The following is an 18,479-nucleotide window of genomic DNA, read 5'->3' on the forward strand; positions in this document are numbered from 1 at the left end:
GGATGGCATGTCGGCCGGGTGGGCTGCGAGAGCGCCGAGCAGCTCGAAACGCCCGAGAATGAAGAGGTTGGAACCACAGAGACACAGAGGGCACAGAGGGATGAAGAAAAGATTCTGAGCCCTCTCTTCTCTCTTCCTCTGTGTCCTCTGTGCCTCTGTGGTTCATTCTCTCGGGGTTTCAACCCGTTCGGTGTCCTGGCCGATCGTGCCCCACCTCGGGAAGGCAGGTCAAGGCGCTCCGGCGCGCCCGAGCCCGCCGGAGAAGGCGCTTTCCTGCTCGCTTCGCCGTCGCGCGAGCGCCGGCGAGCCGGCTCATCGGGGCGGCCGCTCGTGCGAGAGGGGGACAACCGCGCCGCCCCTTGCTAGAACGGCGCGGATGATGCGGCCTGCGCGCCCTGAAGTCCTCGCCCCGGCCGGCGATCGCGCCGCCCTCGAAGCCGCCGTGCGCGGCGGGGCCGATGCCGTCTACTTCGGCCTCCGGGGGGGCGCCGCGGGCAGCGGCGCGGCCTCGCCCTTCAACGCCCGCGCCCGCGCCGCGAACTTCGACGCGACCGAGCTCGCGGAGACCCTGCGCTTCCTCCACGCCCACGGCGTGAAGGGCTACGTCACCCTGAACACGCTCGTGTTCGACGACGAGCTCCCGGCGGTCCGCGGCGCGATCGAGGCGTGCGCCGCGGCCGGCGTCGACGCGGTCATCGTGCAGGACCTCGGGGTGATGCGCCTCGTGCGCGCGCTCGCGCCCGGGCTCCCCATCCACGCCTCCACGCAGATGACCTGCACCGACGCGGCCGGCGTCGAGCTCGCGCGATCGCTCGGCGCCGCGCGGGTCATCCTGGCGCGGGAGCTCTCGCTCGACGACATCGCCGCCATCCGCCGGGCGACCGACGTCGAGCTCGAGGTCTTCGTGCACGGGGCGCTCTGCATCGCCTACTCGGGGCAGTGCCTGACGAGCGAGGCCATCGGCGGCCGCAGCGCCAACCGCGGCGCCTGCGCCCAGGCCTGCCGCCTGCCGTACCGCCTCGTCGTCGACGGCGCGCTCCGCGACCTCGGCGACGCGGCCTACCTGCTCTCGCCGGAGGATCTCGACGCCACCGACGTCATCCCGGACCTCGTCGCGCTCGGCGTCGCCTCGGTGAAGATCGAGGGGCGCCTCAAGGGCCCCGAGTACGTGGGCGCCACCGCGCGGCTGTACCGCGCCGCCATCGACGCCGCGCTCGGCGAGGGGCCCGGCCCCGGCGCGCTCGATCGGGAGGCGGCGCTCCAGGCGTTCTCGCGCGGCTCGGGGCCCGGCTTCCTGCGCGGCGTCGACCATCAGCGCCTCGTCGACGGCCGCACCTGCGATCACCGCGGCATCGAGGTCGGCGAGGCGCGCGGCGCCTCGCGCCGGCGCGGCCACGAGGTCGTGGTCGTGCGCGCCGCCCGGCCGCTCGCGCGCGGCGAGGGGATCCTCGTGGAGGGCGGCTTCGCCGGCGAGGGCGAGATCGGCGGCCGCATCTGGGGCCTGTGGGTCGACGGCCGCGAGGTCGAGCGCGCCCCGGCGGGCGTCGACGTCGAGGTGTGGCTCGGCCCGGACCGGCGCCTGCCCGACGACGTGCTGCGCGGCGCGCGGGCGCTGCGCGGGCGCCGGGTCTTCCGCACGAGCGACCCTGCCGGCGCGCGCGCGGTCCGCGAGGCGCTCGAGCGCGCCCCGCGCCGCGTGCCGATCGACGTCCGCCTGGAGGGCCGCCTCGGCGAGCGCCCGCGGCTCTCGGCGGCGGCCGAGGGCGGCGCGTCGGCCGCCGTCGAGGTCGACGCCCCGCTCGGCCGCGCCGATCGGTCGCCGCTCGACGAAGCCACGCTGCGCCGGCAGCTCGATCGGCTGGGCGACACGCCGTTCGTCCTGCGCGGCGTCGCGCTGTCGCTCGACGGGCCGGCGCTCGTGCCGCCGTCGGCGCTGAACCGCGCCCGCCGGGCGCTCGTCGCGGCGCTCCTCGAGGCGTCGCACCGCGCCCGCGCGTGCGCTCCGCCGCCGGACGAGGGGCTGCTCGCCGGCGCCGTCCCCCCGGCGATCGAGCCGCCGCCGCCCGGCCTGTTCGTGCTGTGCCGCAACGCGCTCCAGGCGCGCGCGGCGCTCGACGCCGGCGCGAGCGGCGTCTACCTCGATTTCCTGGAGATGGTCGGCCTCGGGTCCGCGGCGCGCGAGCTCATCGCGGCGGGGGCCTGGGTGGCGGTCGCGCCGCCGCGGATCCGCAAGCCGGGGGAGGAGAAGATCGATCGGTACCTCCTCTCGCTCGGGCCGGCGGCGATCCTGGTCCGCAGCCTCGGCGCGCTGCTCGACGCCCCCGAGGGGACGCCGCGGATCGGCGATTTCTCGCTGAACGTCACGAACAAGCTGGCCGCGCGCGAGGTCCTCTCGCGCGGGCTCGCCGCGTTCACGCCGTCGTTCGACCTCGACGCCGCGCAGCTCGTTTCGCTGCTCGACTCGCCGTTCGCGCCGTTCGCCGAGGTGGTGGTGCACCACCCGATGCCGCTGTTCCACATGGAGCACTGCGTGATCGCGGCCGCGCTCTCGGAGGGGAAGGACCATCGCACCTGCGGGAGGCCGTGCGAGGAGCACGCGCTGTCGCTGCGGGATCGGGCGGGGATGGATCACCCGCTCGAGGCGGACGTGGGGTGTCGTAACACGGTGTTTCACGCGGCGCCCCAGAGCGCGGCGCACCTCGTGCCGAAGCTCGCGAAGGGCGGCGTGCGGCGGTTCCGGATCGAGCTCGTGCGCGAGGACGCGGAGGGGGCGCGGCGGGTGGTGGAGGCGTACCGGCGGCTGCTCGCCGGGGAGGTGGCGCCCACGGAGGTCGCGCGCGGGCTGCGGGTCGAGGGCAGCTATGGAGTCGTGCGCGGGTCGCTGCGGGTGCTGCAGGCGTGAGCGGGGGAGGGGGTGACTTGGATGGCAGGGGAGCGGGCGCTCCGGCACCTTCAACGCGAGGTCATTCCCAGTTCTTGCGCTGGGGGTTCTCCCAAGGCGCCTTGCACAACACGCAATCGTCCCCGAAGAAATGGTCTCGCGCGCCCATGTCGTTGTAGATCCAGTAGCGCATCCACGCGACGATCGCGGGCCGCTCTTCGCCGCCGCCGTCCCTCTCGATGTATTGATGAGGCGCGCCCGTCAGCGTTGCCAGGAATGTCGGCACTCCGGACATGTCGTAGGTGGCCTGCTGGAGGGGCATGCCGACGGTATCCTGGGTGCCAGTCGTCTGCAGCATCGTGCCGTGGAGGTCGGCCGAGGCCCTGTGGCCGTGGATCGAGACGACAGTGGCCACCGCCTCGTGACCGCCGAGTTGCACGGCCGAGGTGCCGCCGACCGAGAAGCCCATCGAGACCGCGTGATCGACGTAGAGCTTGCCCTGGTATTTGCCTGGCGCGTCGTTCTGCTCCAGGATCCAGTTGAGACCATCCTCCATCTTCTTGCGATTGCCCTCGTCGCCGGGGCCGCCATTGAGGACGGGGGACCCGACGACCACGAAACCGTGAGAAGCAAAGTTCGTCAGCATGGTCGTGTGCACCGCCACCTGCTGGCCGATGCCGGGGCCGAAAATGATCGGAGCGTGCAAGAAGCCGTCCATGCCCAGGGGTTCGGGCCTAAACACCGTATAGGCTCCGTTCGGCCCCACGTTCTGCTCCACGACTGTATCGAAGGGGCCCTCGTCCGAGTAATCGGCGATCGGCGGCAGGGTGGGACCGCCCATCCCTCCCGCGCCGCCGCCTCCTGCCTCGCCGCTCATCCCTCCTGCGCCGCCGCCTCCTGCCTCGCCGCCCATCCCTCCTGCGCCGCCGCCCATCCCTCCTGCGCCGCCGCCGCTCCCTGAGGCGTTTCCGCTCCCCGCGCCGCTCCCGGTGGTAACGCCGAGATCGCCGCCCACGCCGGCTGAACCGGCGCTACCTTGCCCAGAGCCGCCTTGACCGCTCGCCTGGTCGCCGCACGCCGCGATGGGCATACAAACTGCTATCGCTATCGATGACATCAGCGACAGCGACGCAAGGCGCACACCCGTGAAAGCACTGATGGACTTCATATGGATACATCACCCTCCATATCCGGCCGTGTCACGTATCGAAAAATTACGGTAGGGGTCCATAAAGCCTTCACCACCCCTACCGGGCAGCTCGCGCCGGTCCCGCCGAGCCCGCAGTATCCTCGCCACCTTGCATACCGCGGTCAGCTCGGCTGTTATCGAGCGCAGTACTTGATGGACAGGAGGCCCTCGGCGATCCGGTTCTTTGATGACTCGTTCGTCTGACTCCGGAACTCCGCGCCAGCTTCGAAACTGCCGCCGCAGAAGCGGCGCGCACGAACATGATCCGTGATCTCTTCATCGCCGTCACGCGTACGCCGTCATTCCGGGCAGCCGCCGAGTAGGTCGACCCCGTGGGCGAATGGCCTCATTCGCTCGCGGGGCTGGCGATCGAGCCTAGGTGGTTGTCAGACGTTCCGCACGTGGAGCGCGCCCTGATGTCATCCCAGCCGAGCCCAGCTTTTGTGAACGTTCACATGGCGGACGTCAATCGAAAACTGACGCGCGGCGATGGCCGGCGCGCGCGAGGTCGGCGTCGCGCGGGCAACGGAGCTGGTGAGGGAGCGCCGGCCTCGGGCCCTGCACGGAGAAGGCGCCGTATCACGGGCCCGCGGGCTGCGGGTGCGGTCAGCGGGGATGGATCATCCCGCTCGAGGCGGACGTGGGGTGTCCAAGCACGGTGTTTCACTTCGTCCGCGCGCGCGACCGCGCGCCCGGGGTGAGGCGCGCTGGCCGCTCCGCGCGCTCGCTCCTACAAGCGCTCGATGAGGAAGCTCCGGGTCTTGTCGTTGAAGCTGTGGGTGGCGAGGTTCGTCACGTCCGTCGTGAAGACGCGCGACTCGGCCGAGTATCGCCAGAGCCCGTCGTAGAGCGTCAGCTTGAAGCCGGAGGGGACGCGGACGGAGCTGACCCTCTGGTCCCATGGGGTGCTTACAAAGTGGGAGGAGCCGATGCCGTACATGACCGAGGCGCCCGAGAGCCCGGCGTTCTCGTACAAGGTGACCACGTCCGGCTGCGGGTCCGAGGCGTTCGCGACGACGATGCTCGACATGGTGTTGTCGAAGCCCGCGGCCGCCAGATTCGTGTCCGAGGTGAAGACGCGCGCCTCGCCCCCGCGGTCGGGGTGCATGAAGGCCGTGACCCGGAGCCCGGCGGGGACCCGGATGGCGCTCGCGCGGTTGTCTCCGATGATCGTCGCGTCCGTGAGGTCGTGGCGGCCGAGCCCGAAGCCCTGCGAGATGCCGGAGAAGTTCGAGAGATCGTAGAGCACCACCTGGCCGCTGGGGTGGACGGTGGGGCCGCCGGCGATCGTGGCGTCGATCCACGCGCGGTGGCGAGCGACGTCGACGCCGGTGACCCTCGCGTGCAGGTTCGTGCCGTCCTGTCCGTTCGAGGCCGAGAACACGGCGACCTGACGCCCGTCGACGAACCACGGGCCGCCGGAGTCGCCGCTCCAGCCCGAGCCCGTCACGCCCGTCCCCAGGAGCTCCTCGTCGGAGTACCAGCCGTCGATGTGGAGGATCGCCTTCTTGAGCGACGGCGCCATCACCAGCGGCGTGCCCTCGCTCCCCCAGCCGTAGGCCGTCGCGTCCCTGCCGGTCGCGACCGACGTCGCCTCGGCCAGCTGGACGAACGGTCCAGCGGCGGCCTCGGTCAGGTGGAGCAGCACGATGTCGGCCCTGGCCGAGGGCACCTGGACGGCGTCGACCGCGATGCGCTGGCCCGCGAGGTACGTGTTGCTGCCGACGCGCACCGCCGACGTCTCGCCCTCGTCCGCGATGCAGTGCTGCGCGGTGAGCACCCAGCGCGGCGCGACGAGGGTGCCGGTGCACTGGTAGAAGTCGCCCGTGCTCCCGCGCACGTCGAAGACCTGGACGGCCCAGGGGCTCGCCTCGGCGACCTCGCCGCCGACGATCTCGGACGACTGCGACTCGAGCGCCTCGAGCGGCTCGTCCGACGCGCCATCCATCGAGCAGCCCGTGGAGAGGCCGAGCGCGGCGCCTGCGCACACCGCGAGACCAAGCTGATGAATAAGATCTCTCTTCTTCATTCTACCTCTACATCATTATTATGATGATGTTGTTGTTCACACGATCGTTCGCGCCGAGGGAGTCCGCCTCCGCCGGGCGGCTGCCAGCGCGATCGAGGTCAAGCCAGCGTTCGTTCGCGATTCGTCAGCAAGCAGAGCGACAGGGCCTGTGATGACGGCACGCCCGGCTCGGCGACGACGCACCGGGCCCAATACGGTGGAGGGACCACCGGAGCGGGAGGCCCGGCGGCAGGCGTACGAAATCCGCCTGCGACCGCTCGAGAATCACGTCCAGAATATGCCTCGCCACCCGGAGCGACGCCAGGCGGCGATCTGGAACGCCCGCGTTCGAGGCGTGGAACGAGGCGGCATCGCAGCTGTCCCGAAATGGGTCAAGACAGCGCGGCGTCGACCTCGATGGGCCGGCTGGCCAGGAGGTCGTCCAGCAAGGCGCGCAGCGCCGCCGATTGGCGGGCGGCCCGGGTATACAGGGCGGTCGCCTGGATCACCGGCATCTCGACGTCGGGGAGCAGGCGTACCAGCGACCCTCGCTCCAGGTCACGCGCCGCGAGGAACTCGGGGACGAGGGCGATGCCCAGCCCGGCCCTCGCCGCGTCCCGCGTGACGATCATGTTGCTGGTGCTCATGCGCCAGGGGACGCGCACGGTCTCCCCGCCGATCTTCCACTGGATGATGTCGGGCCGCGGGACGACGACGGCGTGCCGGGCGAGATCGGCGGGCCTCCGGGGCATGTCGTGCTGCTCCAGCCAGCTCGGCGAGGCGACGATGACCATCGAGATGTCGGCCAGCTTGTGGCTGATCAGCGCGCTGTCCTGGATCGCCCCCATGCGGATGGCCAGGTCGTAGCCGTCGTTGACCAGGTTGACGCGCCCATCATCGAGGCGCAGGTCGACGCGGACCGCCGGATAACGCCTCATGAACGCGAACACGCGCGGCGCGATCGCCGCCTGGCCATAGGCGACCGACGCCGTGACGCGCAGCAGCCCGGAGGGGGCCGCGTGGCGGCGCTTGACCTCGGCGGTCGCCTGCTGCGCGTCTCGAACGATGGGCTGGACCCTGTCGAAGAAGCGCCTGCCCGTATCCGTCAGGCTGAGCGCGCGGGTGGAGCGGATCAACAGCGGCGCGCCGAGCCGCTTCTCGAGCAGCGCGAGGTTGCGGCTGATGGTCGCCTTCGGCAGGCCGAGCGCCCGGCCGGCTGCGCTGAGCGAGCCCTCCTCGACGATGCGCACGAACATCGACAGACCTGACAGATCATCGGGCTCCCTCAATGTTCCACTCCTCGAACGCGGCCTTTCCGGGACGCCACCTGGCGCCGCCGCGGGCATCTTCGCACACTCCGGACGTGATCCTAAGCGTGGCGGCGGCGGCGGTGGGCCCGCACAGGTTGGGGCTCGAGGCGAAGGGGGCCTGCTGAGCAAAGGACCGCGGGAGCGCGCCGAGCTCGCCTCGCGTGGCCAGCCTGGGTTGGGCTCGGCGCCCGCCGCGGCGAGGGCGCGGCTGCAGGCGGCCGCGCGCGCGCCGGCGCGCTCGGGGTGAGGCGCGCTGGCGCGCTGCGCGCGCGCGCTCCTACAGGCGCTCGATGATGAAGCTTCGGGCCTTGTTGTCGAAGCCGTGGGGGGCGAGGTTCGCGTCTTCCGTGAAGACGCGCGACTCCGGCGAAGTCCAGAAGTACCCGTCGTAGAGCGTCAGCTTGAAGCCGGGGGGGACGCGGACGGAGCTGACCCGAAAGTCCCATGGGCCGTTGAAGAAGAAGTTGCCGCCGACGCTGTACACGAACGATTGGCCCGAGAAGTTGGCGTTCTCGTAGAAGGTGACCACGTCGAGCTGCGGGTCCGAGGCGTGCGCGACGACGATGCTCGAGATGATCTCGTCCGCGCTCACGGACACGCCGTTCGTGCCCGCGGCGAGGTTCGTGTCCGAGGTGAAGACGTATGCCCCCTCCTCGAAGTTGGCGTTGAAGAAGACCGTGGCCCGGAGCCCGGCAGGGACCCTGATCGAGCTCGCGCGGTCATTGCCGATGATCGTCAGGTCCTCGACGTCGTAGCGCCCGATCCCGAAGGCCTGCGAGACGCCGGAGAAGTCCGAGTGCTCGTAGAGCACGACCTCGTCGCCGATGATGGCGGACGAGTGCGGCTCGATCGGCTCGAGCGGGTCGAGCGGCTCGTCCGACGCATCGGCGACCGAGCAGGCCGAGGAGAGGCCGAGCGCGGCGCCCGCGCAGACCACGATACAAAGTCGATTGCCAAGTTCGCTTGTCTTCATCCTGCCTCCACGTCATCCATCGATTCAGACGATCGTTTGCGCCGAGGGAGCCCTCCTCCGCCAGGCGGCTGCCAGCGCCGTCGATGTCGAGCCCGCGTTCGTCAGCGAGCCGATCGACGGGCCTGTGATGACGGCATGCCGGGCTCGGCGACGGCGCCTCCGAGAAGACCCGTGAGCGCACCGGCCCGAATGCGGAGGAGGGGCCGCCGCATCGAGAGGCCCGGAGGCGGGCGTAGGAAACCCGCCCGCGGCCGCTCAAGAATCACGTCCGGAGCATGCCGCGTTACACGGAGCGACGCCAGGCGGCGATTTGGAACGGCCGCGTTCAAGGCATGGAACAACGTAGCATCGCGCTGTTCGCGTCGAGCTGCATCTTTATGTCGCGCGCGCCGATCGGGTCAACGCCGTTCACGCCTGGTCATCGGCGCAAGCTGGATATCGGCGCTTCCGGGGAGATGCATGGCGATCACGAGAGCTCGGAGAGGGAGTGACGACGGCTCCCGTGCCGGCGGCGCGATGTGCCCTGCATGGGAAGGCGCCGTGTCGCGCGCCCGCGGGCTGCCCGGAGGGGTCAGCGCGCTCGTCGCCGGCGCCCGCGAGCGATACGCGCGTTGCGCACGTTTGTGACGCGCCTTCGCGCTTGACGGTGGATCGAGGATTCGACGACCTTTGCGTGACCTACGCTACAGGAGCCTTCATGCGCCATCGGTTCCCCATCATCGCCACGTTGACCGCTGTTTCGCTGCTGCTCGGCGCGAGCGCCCGCGCCGCCGACGGAGAGGACGAAGTCACGCTCAAGAACGGCGGCACGATCCGGGGCACCGTCGTCGCGTCCGAGCCCGGGGAGAGCGTGAAGATCATCGAGCTCGGCGAGAAGGAGGTGCGCGTCATCCCGTGGTCCCAGGTGTCGGACGTGGAGCGCGGAAAGTTCGCGGAGAAGAGCGCCGCGCAGCCGGGCGCTGCGGGCCCGGGCTACGGCGCAGCGCCGCCGCCGCAGCCGGTCCCGGCCCCTGAGCCGACGCTCGGCGCGCCCGGCGTGGTGCGGCTGCATGTCGACAGCCCGACGCCCGTGCGGGTGGTCGAGGAGGCCTCCACGACGTACGGCGCCTACGGCGGTTACGGCTTCGCCGTCCAGCAGATCCGGCCCGTCTGCGCCTCGCCGTGCGACAAGGTGATCGACGGCAGCGACGGGCGCCGGTTCTCGCTCTCGCCGGAGGACGTGCCGCCGCCGGCGCCGTTCACGCTCGCGCAGATGAAGGGCGACGTCACGCTCCGCGTCGACCCCGGCAGCTACGGGCGCCGCACCGCCGGGTTCTGGCTGACCCTCCTGGGCACCACCGCCGCGGTCACGGGAGGCACCTTCATGCTCGTGAGCTCCATGAGCTCATCCGTCGACGACTCCGGTTCGGAGGACGGCGGGGTCTCGACCCCGGGCCTCGTCTTGGCCATCGGCGGCGGCGTCGGGCTCATCGGCGGCATCGTGCTGATGGCGACGTCGGGCACGTCGGTCTCGCTCGAGCAGCGCGACGCAAGGCCGGCCGGCAAGGCGGCGCGGGTCGAGCCGCGCTACTGGCTGGGCGAGTTCTGATGCGCCCGCGCCGGCTCCGCGTGCTCCTCGCGCTCGCGCTTTCGCTCGGCGCGGGCTGCGGCCACGGCGCGACGCCCGTGAGCCCCCCGCGCGGCGCCGAGCAGCCCGCGGGGTCGGCGCCGCGGAGGACGTTCACGCTCGACGACGGCGCCATCGAGGGCGTCGTGCGCGCGGTGAGCGCCGCGCGGCAGCTCGCCCCGCGGAGGCCGGTCGTCGTCGAGCGGCTCGACCGCGCGCGCTTCGTGGAGCGCCTGCTCGGCAACCGGGACGCGGAGCCCTCGCCGGGCGACGCGCTCAGCTCCGAGGCCGCGTTCCTGCTCGGCTTCGACTTCCTCCCGCAGCCTGGAGAGCGCGGCGGGCTCTCCACCGTCGACGAGGTGCTGGAGGAGCAGGTCGTCGGCTTCTACAGCCGCGCGACCGACAAGGTCTTCATCCCCGACGTGCCCCTCGCGTCCGAGGACGAGCTGCTCGAGCAGCGGGCGGTGCTCGCGCACGAGGTGCAGCACGCGCTCCAGGCGCAGCGCTTTTCGCGCCCGCCCGAGGCGAAGAGCGCGGACGAGGCCATCGCGCAGCTCGCGCTCATCGAGGGCGACGCGATGGTGGCGATGGGCGCGTGGCTCGGCGCCGAGGCCGGCGCGCCGGTCGGGCGCACGCTGCGGCGGATCGTGGAGGTGACGAAGCGCGTCCCGCTCGCGAGCGTCACGCGCGGGGAGGCCAGCACCAAGCTCGACAGGGCGCTCGACGTGACGCGCAAGCGCCTCGAGTTCCCCTACCGCGACGGGATGCTGCTGGTCACCGACGTGTATCGCGCCGGCGGGTTCCCGCTCGTCGACAAGATGTACACGCGCTTCCCGCGCAGCACCGAGCAGGTGCTGCACCCCGAGAAATACCTCGCGGGCGAGCCGCCGCGGCCGTTCGCCGATCCGAGCCCGCCGCCGGGGTACGCGCTGTCCACCGCCGACACGCTCGGCGAGCTCAGCACGCGCGTCCTCCTCGAGCGCTGCGTCGACGCGGACGTCGCCGAGCGCGCGGCCGCGGGCTGGGCGGGCGACCGCTTCGGCGTGTTCGTCGGGCCGGATCGGCGCCTGGCGACGGCGTGGATCAGCGCGTGGGACACCGAGAAGGACGCGGAGGAGCTCGAGGCCACGCTCGGCCAGAGCGCGGCCTGCTGGCGGGAGAACGCCCTCGGCCTAGAGCGCGGCGACTACACGATCGGCGCCAACACCGCCGTCCATCGTCGGGGCAAGCTCGTCGCGTTCGTGCGCGGCTTTCCCGCGCGCGCCGAGGCCGCGCTCGCGTCGCAGCTCTTCGCGCTCGCCGGACCGGAGCCGGTCCCCACGCCGCTCGCCGATCTCCCGATCCCGCCGCGCGTCCGCCTCCCCGAGCCGGAGCCGGGCCGCCTCGACGGCGACGTGTACCGCAACGAATGGCTCGATGTCGTCGCCCGCGTGCCGCCGGGGATGCTCGGCCGCCTGGGCGGCGATGTCGAGTTCGTGATCGAGCGGCCCGGCACGCTGGCGCACGGCGGAATGTCGGTGTCCACGCGCATCACCAGCGATGTCGAGAACGAGAAGACCTTCGGCGAGGTGCAGGCGTCGTTCGCCCGCGAGGTCGCCGCGCTCTCCATGCGCGTCGAGGCGCTCGGCGGCGGCCCGGTGAGGACGGCGCTCGGCGCGGGCATCGAGCGGAGATGGCGGGTCAGCGGTACGTGGGTGGAGCTCCGGCTCGTGCTCGTCCCCATCTGCGCCGGTACGGGGTCGATCGTGTTTATCCAGGCCTACGGCGACCCCTATGCGCGCGGCGTGCTCGACGGATGGATGGAGAGCTTTCGCTGGACCCACGGGCGCAATCTCACCGCGTGCGACTTCCTCGATCCGAAATGAGGCTCTGCCAGCCCGGGGCAGGTCACGCAGGTGGGAATCGACGTCATCGGAGTGAACGAACTGAACGATGTGGACGATGTCTCCGCAACGATTGAATTTCCCCAGACTGTGCGCCATGCACGCCAGGGCTGCTCGTGAAACTCTGGAGGTTTAGGAAGATTGTGATCCAACTCAGCGAAAGTTTGGGGTAAAATCCCCCGGGACGCGATGAGCGAGCAGCAGAAGACCGTGGCGCTCGAGGCGGAGCTGGATGCGTTGCGGAAGGAAGTGCAGCGCCTGCGCGCCCGCAACGCCGAGCTGGAGGAGGCCGACCGCAGCCTCCCGGGGCGCTTGCTCGACGCGCTGCCCAGCCTCGTTTACGTCCTCGATCTCGAGCAGCGGCGGTACATCTACTGGAACCGGGCGCTCGCCGAGCTCGCCGGAGAGGGCATCGGCGCGGCGGCAGGCTCGCTCCGCGGCGACGGCCTGTCGTCGATGTTCCATCCGGACGATATCGGCCGCATCGAGGAGTACCGGGCTCGCGTGGCCGCGTCGGAGAGCGGGGAGCCGGCGACGGTGGAGTACCGCGCGCGCGGTCGCGACGGGGGCTTTCGCTGGTTCCTCGAGCGAGGCGTCGCGCTCGGCCGCGATCCGGAGGGCCCGGGGCGCCGGATGCTGGGGGCGGCGCACGACATCACCGCGCGCAAGCGCACGGAGCAGATGCTCGAGCGGAGCGAGAGCCTGCTCCATGCGTTCCTCGAATACACGCCGTCGATGGTGGTCGCGGTGGACGTCGAGGGCCGGCTCCTCCTCTTGAACCACGAGATTGAGGCCTATTACGGGATGAGCCGCGAGGAGCTGCTCGGGAAGTCCGTCTACGACCTCCTCCCGCCGGCGGCGTCCGCCTCGATACGAAAGGCCAATGACGAGGTCGCGGTCTCGGGGCAGCCGGGCGCCTCCGAGCACGTGCTCGTCTATCCCGACGGTCCGCGCAACTACCTGTCGACCAAGTTCCCCATCCGCGACGCCGAGGGGAAGCTCTACGCGGTCGGGACGGTCTCGGTGGACATCAGCCGGACCAAGCAGGCCGAGGCCGAGCGCGCCGAGATGCAGCGGCGGCTCATCGAGATGCAGCAGGCGACGATCCAGGAGCTCATCACGCCGCTCTTGCCCCTGGCGCGCGGCGTCGTCGCGATGCCGATCGTCGGGGCCGTCGACCCCGCGCGCGCCCAGCAGATCCTGACGACGCTGCTCGAAGGGATCGCCGCCCGGAAGGCCAGGATCGCGATCCTCGACATCACCGGCGTGAAGGACGTCGACGCGCAGGTGGCGCAGTCGCTCGTCGGCGCGGCGCGGGCCGCGGGGCTGCTCGGCACCCGGGTCGTGCTCACCGGGATCAAGCCGCAGATCGCGCAGACGCTCACGATGACGGGCGCGGATCTGAGCGGCATCGTGACCAAAGGCACCTTGGAGAGCGGCATCGCCTACGCGCTCCGCGCCCGGCGCCGCTCTTGACCGAGCGCGTTTCCGCCGTGAGGCCGGGTGGTCGCGCGTGCGCGCAAGGCCTCCACGGCTTCGGCGGGGCGCGCGAGCGCCGCCGAAGAGCGGTTCTCCAGCGCTCCTGACGGTGTACACTGTGGAGGACATGCGTCCGCGCCCATCACGGGAGCGCGGGGCGCTGTCGGTACAACGTGCGATGTAGCCCAGGAGGTTGTCGATGAAGCCTGGAGTGATGCCGTTACGGGGCGCGTTCGTGGCGACCGTGGCCATCAGCCTGATCGGAGGCGCGGCGCTGGCCCGCGGCGTGCCAACGCTGGCGCTGGCTGGGTATGATCCGATCCCTGGCCCCTCGCCGTGGGGCCCTGACGACGAGGCGGGCGCCTCCAACACGCAGACGGACGACAAGGTCCTCGAAGGCAAGCGCCTGATCAAGGAGGGCAAGGTCTATCGCCTGGGCCACGTCTATGAGCCGGGCATGGCGACGTTCCCCGGCAACCAGGGGCTCTCCCTGGACGCCGGGCCGATGTCGCGGATAGGGCAGCAGGTCACGAACTCCGAGGTGATGCACGGGGAGTTCGGCCAGATGGGGACGCAGTTCGACGCGCTGGGGCACTTCGGCTACATCCCGCCCGGGAGCACGGACCCCGACGACGCGCTGTTCTACAACCAGTTCACGGGCGCCGAGGTCATGACGGAAGACGGGCTCGCGCACCTCGGCGTCGAGAACGTGAAACCCCTCGTCACGCGCGGCGTGCTCCTCGACGTCAAGCGCTACGCGAACGGCGGGGAGACGCTCGCGTGGGGCCAGGAGATCACGCTGTCGATGGTGATGAGGACGCTGCGCGCGCAGAAGATGGATGCGGGCGACATCGGCGTCGGCGATGTCGTGCTGATCTTCACGGGCTGGGAGGAGAACTGGGAGCTCGGCACCGAGGGGTTTTACACGCAGCCGGGCGTGGGGATGGCCCAGCCGGGGATCGGGCTCGAGGTCGCGAAGTGGCTCTCCTCGAAGGGGATCGCCTGCGTCGGGTCGGACAACTTCGGCATCGAGGTCACCCCGCCGAAGCCCCCGGTCGCGCCGGGGGTGGTCTTCCCGGTGCACCATCACCTGCTGGTGAAGAGCGGAATCTTCATGCAGGAGGCGATGGTGCTCTCGGAGCTGGCCGCGGATTTGGCTTCAGAGCTCGAGGACCGGCCGCACGGCCACAAGAGCCCGTACGAGTTCTTCTACGTCTACAGCCCGCTGCCCCTCCGGGGCGCGTCCGGATCGCCCGGGATTCCCCTCGCGATCCGGTGAGCGGATCGGGCTGGGGCCGGGCCCGGTCGGCTCAGGCCCGGTGCAGCCGCAAGCCCTGCTGTCCCGCCCCGAGCCCGTCCTTCAGCCTCATCGACGGGATCTCGTAGTCGCCGTGGTTCTGCGGCCGGTAGGCGATCGGCCGATCGGTGAACAGCCCCGCGAGGCGCCGGTCGAGGTCGGCCGCGATCGTCCGGAAGCGCGCCTCGTCCACCCGCTCGGCGCGGTAGACGACGAACGGATCCAGCACCGAGAAGCCGGGGTAGAAGAGGATCCCGTGCTGGATCGGGAACAAGAGGTCGTCGATCGGCCCGTTGATGCCGCGCTCCGCGTAGTGGTCGGCCCAGCCGCCGGCGGTGAGCACGAGCATGGCGCGCTTGCCGGCGAACACACCCTCGCCGTAGCGGTCGCCCCAGCGTCGGTCCGAGTGCTCGCCGACGCCGTAGGCGAAGCCGTGCGCGAACACGCGCTCGACCCAGCCCTTCAGGATCGCCGGCATGGAGAACCACCAGAGCGGGAACTGGAGGATGACGGCGTCCGCCCAGAGGAGGCGCCGCTGCTCCTCGGCCACGTCCGGTGTCTGCGTCCCCTCGGCGAACGCGCGGTGGGAAGCGTCGATGAGGCGCAGGCGGGCGCCTCCGGCCTCGGCCGGGAAATCGGCGCCGTCGAGCGCCGCCTTCCAGCGTTGCGCATAGAGGTCGGAGACGAGCACCTCGTGCCCGGCGGCGGTGAGCGTCGCGACCATCCGGTCGCGGAGCGCGCCGTTCAACGAGCGCGGCTCGGGATGCGCGTAGACGATGAGGATGTTCATGGCATGTCCTTTCCGAGGGCGTGTTCGCCGGCTCGCGCGGTGGATCCCCGGGCCTCCGCGGCGCGGGCGGGTCGACGCCTCGAACACTACGCCTCTCCCCGGCATCGTTGAAATCGCGTTTCTTCTGTGCTGCTATCGCCTGGGTGGATAGCAGCCGACTCGACCTGAACCTGCTCGTCGCGCTCGACGTGCTGCTCGCCGAGCGCAACGTGACGAGGGCCGCCAGGCGGCTCAACCTCAGCCAGCCGGCGCTGTCCGCCCAGCTCCAGCGGCTGCGCGAGATCCTCGGCGACCCGCTGCTGCTCCCCGCGCAGCGCGGCATGACGCCCACGCGGCGCGCGCTGGAGCTGCAAGCCCCGCTGCACGAGGCGCTGGAGGGCGTGCGCGCCGTGGTCGCCGCGGGGGCCGGCTTCGACCCGGGGACCGCCGCGCTGACGGTGGCGGTCGCCGCGTCCGATTATGTGCAGTACGCGCTGCTGATGCCGCTCGCGTTTCAGCTCCGGCGCGAGGCGCCGGGCGTGCGGCTCGCGTGGCGGGCCCTCGACGGCGCCCAGCTCGCGGACCAGGCGGAGCGCGGCGAGGTGGACGTCGCCTTCATGACGCCCGAGACCGCGCCCGAGCGCCTGCGCAGCAGGAAGGTGCTCGACGAGCGCTATGTCGTCATCGTCCGCCGCAAGCACCCGCTCGTGTCGCGCGCCGTCAGCCTCGACCAGCTCTGCGCGCTCGACCACGTGGTGGTGAGCCCGCGCGGCGGCGGCTTCGCGGGCGCGACCGACGCCGCGCTCGCCGCGCACGGGCGCGAGCGGCGCGTGGTCCTGTCCGTGCCCTCGTTCCTCATGGTGCCGGAGATCGTGGCGCGCTCGGACATGGCGGCGCTCGTCCCCGAGCGCATCGCGCGCGACCGCGCCGGCCGGCTCCAGATCCTCACGCCCCCCGTCCCGGTGTCGGGCTTTGCCATCGCCATGGTGTGGCACGACGGGACGGCCAGGCACCCGGCGCTCACCTGGTTCCGGGACCGGGTGCGAGCGTTCGCGGCGGGCGTTTGAGGCGAGCGGCGCCGATTCGGTCGGTCCGACCGGGATGTTGAGGAGGCCACGACGTGCTAAGCGCTCGGAGATGGCTTCGGGAATGGGGGTATTGTGCTGCGCACCGCTCGCCTTGATGATTGCCTGCGCGTCCGAGCCCTCGCGCGCGCCCGTCGACGCGGTCACCGACGCGCCGCCCGCGGGCACCGTCACCGCGCCCCCACCGCTCCCGCGTGAGGCCGCCCTCGACGCGCGCTTCGTGAAGATCACGCTGCACCGCGAGTTCACCTGCGAGGGCGCGAGCTTTGCGGACTTCAATCACGACGGGGTGACGGACGTCATCGCGGGCCCGGATTGGTACGAGGGTCCGGGGTATGGCGCGAGCCATCCCGTGTGGCCGAGGGAAGCCTTCGATCCGCACGGCTACTCGGATTGCTTTTTCGAGTTCCCCTACGACTTCGACCACGACGGGTTCACCGACGTCCTCGTCGTCGGCTTTCCGGGGGCGCCCGCGGCTTGGTACCAGAACCCGCGCGACGGCGACGCGCTCTGGGCTCGTCACGACACGCTGCCGTGGCCGATCGACAACGAGTCGCCCCTGTTCGCCGACATCACCGGCGACGGCGTGCCCGAGCTCGTGCACATGTCGGGGGGCGTGCTCGGAACGTCGTCGCCCGGCGTGGACCCGACCGAGCCGTGGGTCTTCCGGGCGCTCACCGAGGATCGGGGGTACGGCGCGTTCACGCACGGCCTCGGTGCAGGCGACGTCAACGGGGACGGCGCCATCGACGTGGTCGAGGCGAGCGGCTACTTCACGCGGAGCCCAGGGTCGCCCGACGGCTCGCCGTACACGCGCGTCGAGCAGCCGTTCGGTGCCGGGGGAGCGCAGATGCAGGTGATCGACGTGGACGGTGACGGGGACGCGGACATCGCGACCACGCTGGCCGCTCACGGCTACGGGCTCTCCTGGTTCGAGCAGGTTCCCGACGTGGCCGGCGCCGCGTTCGTGGAGCACGTCGTCGTTCCGGGGACCCCGCCCGACGCCGCGTCGAGCGTGTTCATGCACGAGCCGCACGCGCTCGCTCACGCCGACATCGACGGTGACCGGCTCCAGGACCTCGTGAGCGGCGAGCGCTTCTGGGGTCATGTGCCTGACGGCATGCCCGACTTCGACGCGCCGGCCCGGCTCTACGGGTTCGAGCAGGCGCGAGCGGCGGGACGCATCGACTTCCAGCCCGTCCTCATCGACGACGATTCGGGGGTAGGCACCCAGCTCACGGTCGCGGACGGTAACGGAGACGGTCGACCGGACATCGTCATCTCGAACAAGAAGGGCGCTTTCGTCTTCCTACAACGCTAGGACCTGACACGCCCGCTGGATCGCGGCTGGCCTCAAGGCGTGTAGACGATGTCGCCGTCGTCGAAGAAGCCGCCGGGGATCGAGACGCCGACCGGGCCGTAGAAGTTCACGTCGACGGTGTCGACGCCCGCGCCTGGGCTGCCCAGGTCAGAGAAGGCGAAGCGGTTCGCCGCAGCGAACGAGCCGCCCGAGCTCCAGCACGTGCCATGGCCGTCGAAGCTCCAGCTCCCGCCGCTCACGGTATGGGGACGGAAGCGCAGGTAGCGGCAGGTGACGGGGTCTTCGCCGGGATTGTGGATGATGATCGTGAAGTGCCCTCTGAGCGAGCCGTCGACCTGCTGGCTCACCGAGCCCATGAAGCTGGCGTTGCCGCGCACGCCCCATCCGGAGAGCGTCGGCAGCGGCCCGGCCGCCGCAGGGGACGTGAACGCCGTAACGGCCAGGCCGGCGGCCATCGTGAGCGACAGGACGAGGGAGCGGGTCTTGGGGATCGTGTTCGTGGGCAGCATCGTCTCTCCTTGATCGTTGCAGCAAGTCTCGCGGGCGGCTTCCTTCGTGCGGAGACAAGGCGGACACTGGCAGGAGGCGTACCAGGGCCCACGAGGGGAGCGGGGCGAGCGGGGAGGCTGGTTCAGCCGAGATCCTGGAAGGGGCGCGGCGCGAGGGACGCGGGCTGGA

14 protein-coding genes are annotated in these 18,479 nt (G+C 71.2%); 8 read left to right on the forward strand and 6 right to left on the reverse strand.

Annotation, left to right across the window (positions count from 1 at the left end; translation table 11 throughout):
* Positions 1-376 precede the first annotated feature (376 nt).
* Complete coding sequence (locus tag WME83_RS12860; protein ID WP_437319570.1) at positions 377-2,902, forward strand: DUF3656 domain-containing U32 family peptidase; 2,526 nt, start codon at positions 377-379, stop codon at positions 2,900-2,902.
* 61 nt (positions 2,903-2,963) lie between these two features.
* Here the strand turns inward: WME83_RS12860 and WME83_RS12865 are convergent, their stop codons facing one another.
* The 4 genes from WME83_RS12865 to WME83_RS12880 all read right to left on the reverse strand — a co-directional run bounded on the left by WME83_RS12865 (position 2,964) and on the right by WME83_RS12880 (position 8,361).
* Positions 2,964-4,049, reverse strand: coding sequence for a hypothetical protein (locus WME83_RS12865; RefSeq protein WP_437319571.1), 1,086 nt, complete (start codon positions 4,047-4,049; stop codon positions 2,964-2,966).
* 751 nt (positions 4,050-4,800) lie between these two features.
* Entirely contained in the window at positions 4,801-6,099 is a 1,299-nt protein-coding gene (locus WME83_RS12870; RefSeq protein ID WP_437319572.1) for a S1 family peptidase, read from the reverse strand.
* A gap of 371 nt (positions 6,100-6,470) precedes the next feature.
* Positions 6,471-7,367: a LysR family transcriptional regulator gene (locus tag WME83_RS12875; RefSeq protein WP_437319573.1), complete on the reverse strand. Its 897-nt coding sequence runs from the start codon at positions 7,365-7,367 to the stop codon at positions 6,471-6,473.
* Positions 7,368-7,665: 298 nt separating this feature from the next.
* Entirely contained in the window at positions 7,666-8,361 is a 696-nt protein-coding gene (locus WME83_RS12880) for a hypothetical protein (protein ID WP_437319574.1), read from the reverse strand.
* 275 nt (positions 8,362-8,636) lie between these two features.
* On the opposite strand from WME83_RS12880, the gene WME83_RS12885 reads away from it, so the two are divergent.
* The 5 genes from WME83_RS12885 to WME83_RS12905 all read left to right on the forward strand — a co-directional run bounded on the left by WME83_RS12885 (position 8,637) and on the right by WME83_RS12905 (position 14,608).
* Entirely contained in the window at positions 8,637-8,852 is a 216-nt protein-coding gene (locus WME83_RS12885; RefSeq protein WP_437319575.1) for a hypothetical protein, read from the forward strand.
* 206 nt (positions 8,853-9,058) lie between these two features.
* Positions 9,059-9,949, forward strand: a complete 891-nt coding sequence (locus WME83_RS12890) for a hypothetical protein (RefSeq protein ID WP_437319576.1) — start codon at positions 9,059-9,061, stop codon at positions 9,947-9,949.
* Positions 9,949-11,832 carry a hypothetical protein gene (locus WME83_RS12895; protein ID WP_437319577.1) on the forward strand — a complete coding sequence of 628 codons (1,884 nt, stop codon included), beginning with the start codon at positions 9,949-9,951 and terminating at the stop codon, positions 11,830-11,832. Before WME83_RS12890 ends, WME83_RS12895 begins: the two co-directional genes overlap by 1 nt.
* Positions 11,833-12,039: 207 nt before the next feature.
* Entirely contained in the window at positions 12,040-13,326 is a 1,287-nt protein-coding gene (locus tag WME83_RS12900) for a PAS domain-containing protein (protein ID WP_437319578.1), read from the forward strand.
* Between the two features lie 202 nt (positions 13,327-13,528).
* Entirely contained in the window at positions 13,529-14,608 is a 1,080-nt protein-coding gene (locus WME83_RS12905) for a cyclase family protein (protein ID WP_437319579.1), read from the forward strand.
* A gap of 31 nt (positions 14,609-14,639) precedes the next feature.
* Here the strand turns inward: WME83_RS12905 and WME83_RS12910 are convergent, their stop codons facing one another.
* A complete protein-coding gene (locus WME83_RS12910; protein ID WP_437319580.1) occupies positions 14,640-15,416 on the reverse strand; it encodes an NAD(P)H-dependent oxidoreductase in 777 nt (258 codons plus the stop codon).
* A gap of 143 nt (positions 15,417-15,559) precedes the next feature.
* Between WME83_RS12910 and WME83_RS12915 the strand changes: the two genes are divergently transcribed.
* Both WME83_RS12915 and WME83_RS12920 read left to right on the forward strand, forming a co-directional pair.
* Positions 15,560-16,462 (forward strand): LysR family transcriptional regulator, encoded by a 903-nt coding sequence (locus WME83_RS12915; RefSeq protein WP_437319581.1) that lies wholly within the window; start codon positions 15,560-15,562, stop codon positions 16,460-16,462.
* Between the two features lie 115 nt (positions 16,463-16,577).
* Positions 16,578-17,801 (forward strand): FG-GAP repeat domain-containing protein, encoded by a 1,224-nt coding sequence (locus tag WME83_RS12920; RefSeq protein ID WP_437319582.1) that lies wholly within the window; start codon positions 16,578-16,580, stop codon positions 17,799-17,801.
* A 32-nt stretch (positions 17,802-17,833) separates the two neighbouring features.
* Here the strand turns inward: WME83_RS12920 and WME83_RS12925 are convergent, their stop codons facing one another.
* Positions 17,834-18,310 (reverse strand): hypothetical protein, encoded by a 477-nt coding sequence (locus tag WME83_RS12925; protein ID WP_437319583.1) that lies wholly within the window; start codon positions 18,308-18,310, stop codon positions 17,834-17,836.
* Positions 18,311-18,479: the final 169 nt, after the last annotated feature.

The organism is Sorangium sp. So ce385 (genome assembly GCF_051474135.1).
GTDB classification, from domain to species: domain Bacteria; phylum Myxococcota_A; class Polyangia; order Polyangiales; family Polyangiaceae; genus Sorangium; species Sorangium cellulosum_D.

Bases quoted from the DNA above. Each gene is read 5' to 3' on its own strand.
- WME83_RS12860 (WP_437319570.1), top strand. From the start codon at position 377: ATGATGCGGCCTGCGCGCCCTGAAGTCCTCGCCCCGGCCGGCGATCGC.
- WME83_RS12865 (WP_437319571.1), bottom strand. From the start codon at position 4,049: ATGAAGTCCATCAGTGCTTTCACGGGTGTGCGCCTTGCGTCGCTGTCG.
- WME83_RS12870 (WP_437319572.1), bottom strand. From the start codon at position 6,099: ATGAAGAAGAGAGATCTTATTCATCAGCTTGGTCTCGCGGTGTGCGCA.
- WME83_RS12880 (WP_437319574.1), bottom strand. From the start codon at position 8,361: ATGAAGACAAGCGAACTTGGCAATCGACTTTGTATCGTGGTCTGCGCG.
- WME83_RS12885 (WP_437319575.1), top strand. From the start codon at position 8,637: ATGCCGCGTTACACGGAGCGACGCCAGGCGGCGATTTGGAACGGCCGC.
- WME83_RS12890 (WP_437319576.1), top strand. From the start codon at position 9,059: ATGCGCCATCGGTTCCCCATCATCGCCACGTTGACCGCTGTTTCGCTG.
- WME83_RS12895 (WP_437319577.1), top strand. From the start codon at position 9,949: ATGCGCCCGCGCCGGCTCCGCGTGCTCCTCGCGCTCGCGCTTTCGCTC.
- WME83_RS12900 (WP_437319578.1), top strand. From the start codon at position 12,040: ATGAGCGAGCAGCAGAAGACCGTGGCGCTCGAGGCGGAGCTGGATGCG.
- WME83_RS12905 (WP_437319579.1), top strand. From the start codon at position 13,529: ATGAAGCCTGGAGTGATGCCGTTACGGGGCGCGTTCGTGGCGACCGTG.
- WME83_RS12910 (WP_437319580.1), bottom strand. From the start codon at position 15,416: ATGAACATCCTCATCGTCTACGCGCATCCCGAGCCGCGCTCGTTGAAC.
- WME83_RS12920 (WP_437319582.1), top strand. From the start codon at position 16,578: ATGATTGCCTGCGCGTCCGAGCCCTCGCGCGCGCCCGTCGACGCGGTC.
- WME83_RS12925 (WP_437319583.1), bottom strand. From the start codon at position 18,310: ATGCTGCCCACGAACACGATCCCCAAGACCCGCTCCCTCGTCCTGTCG.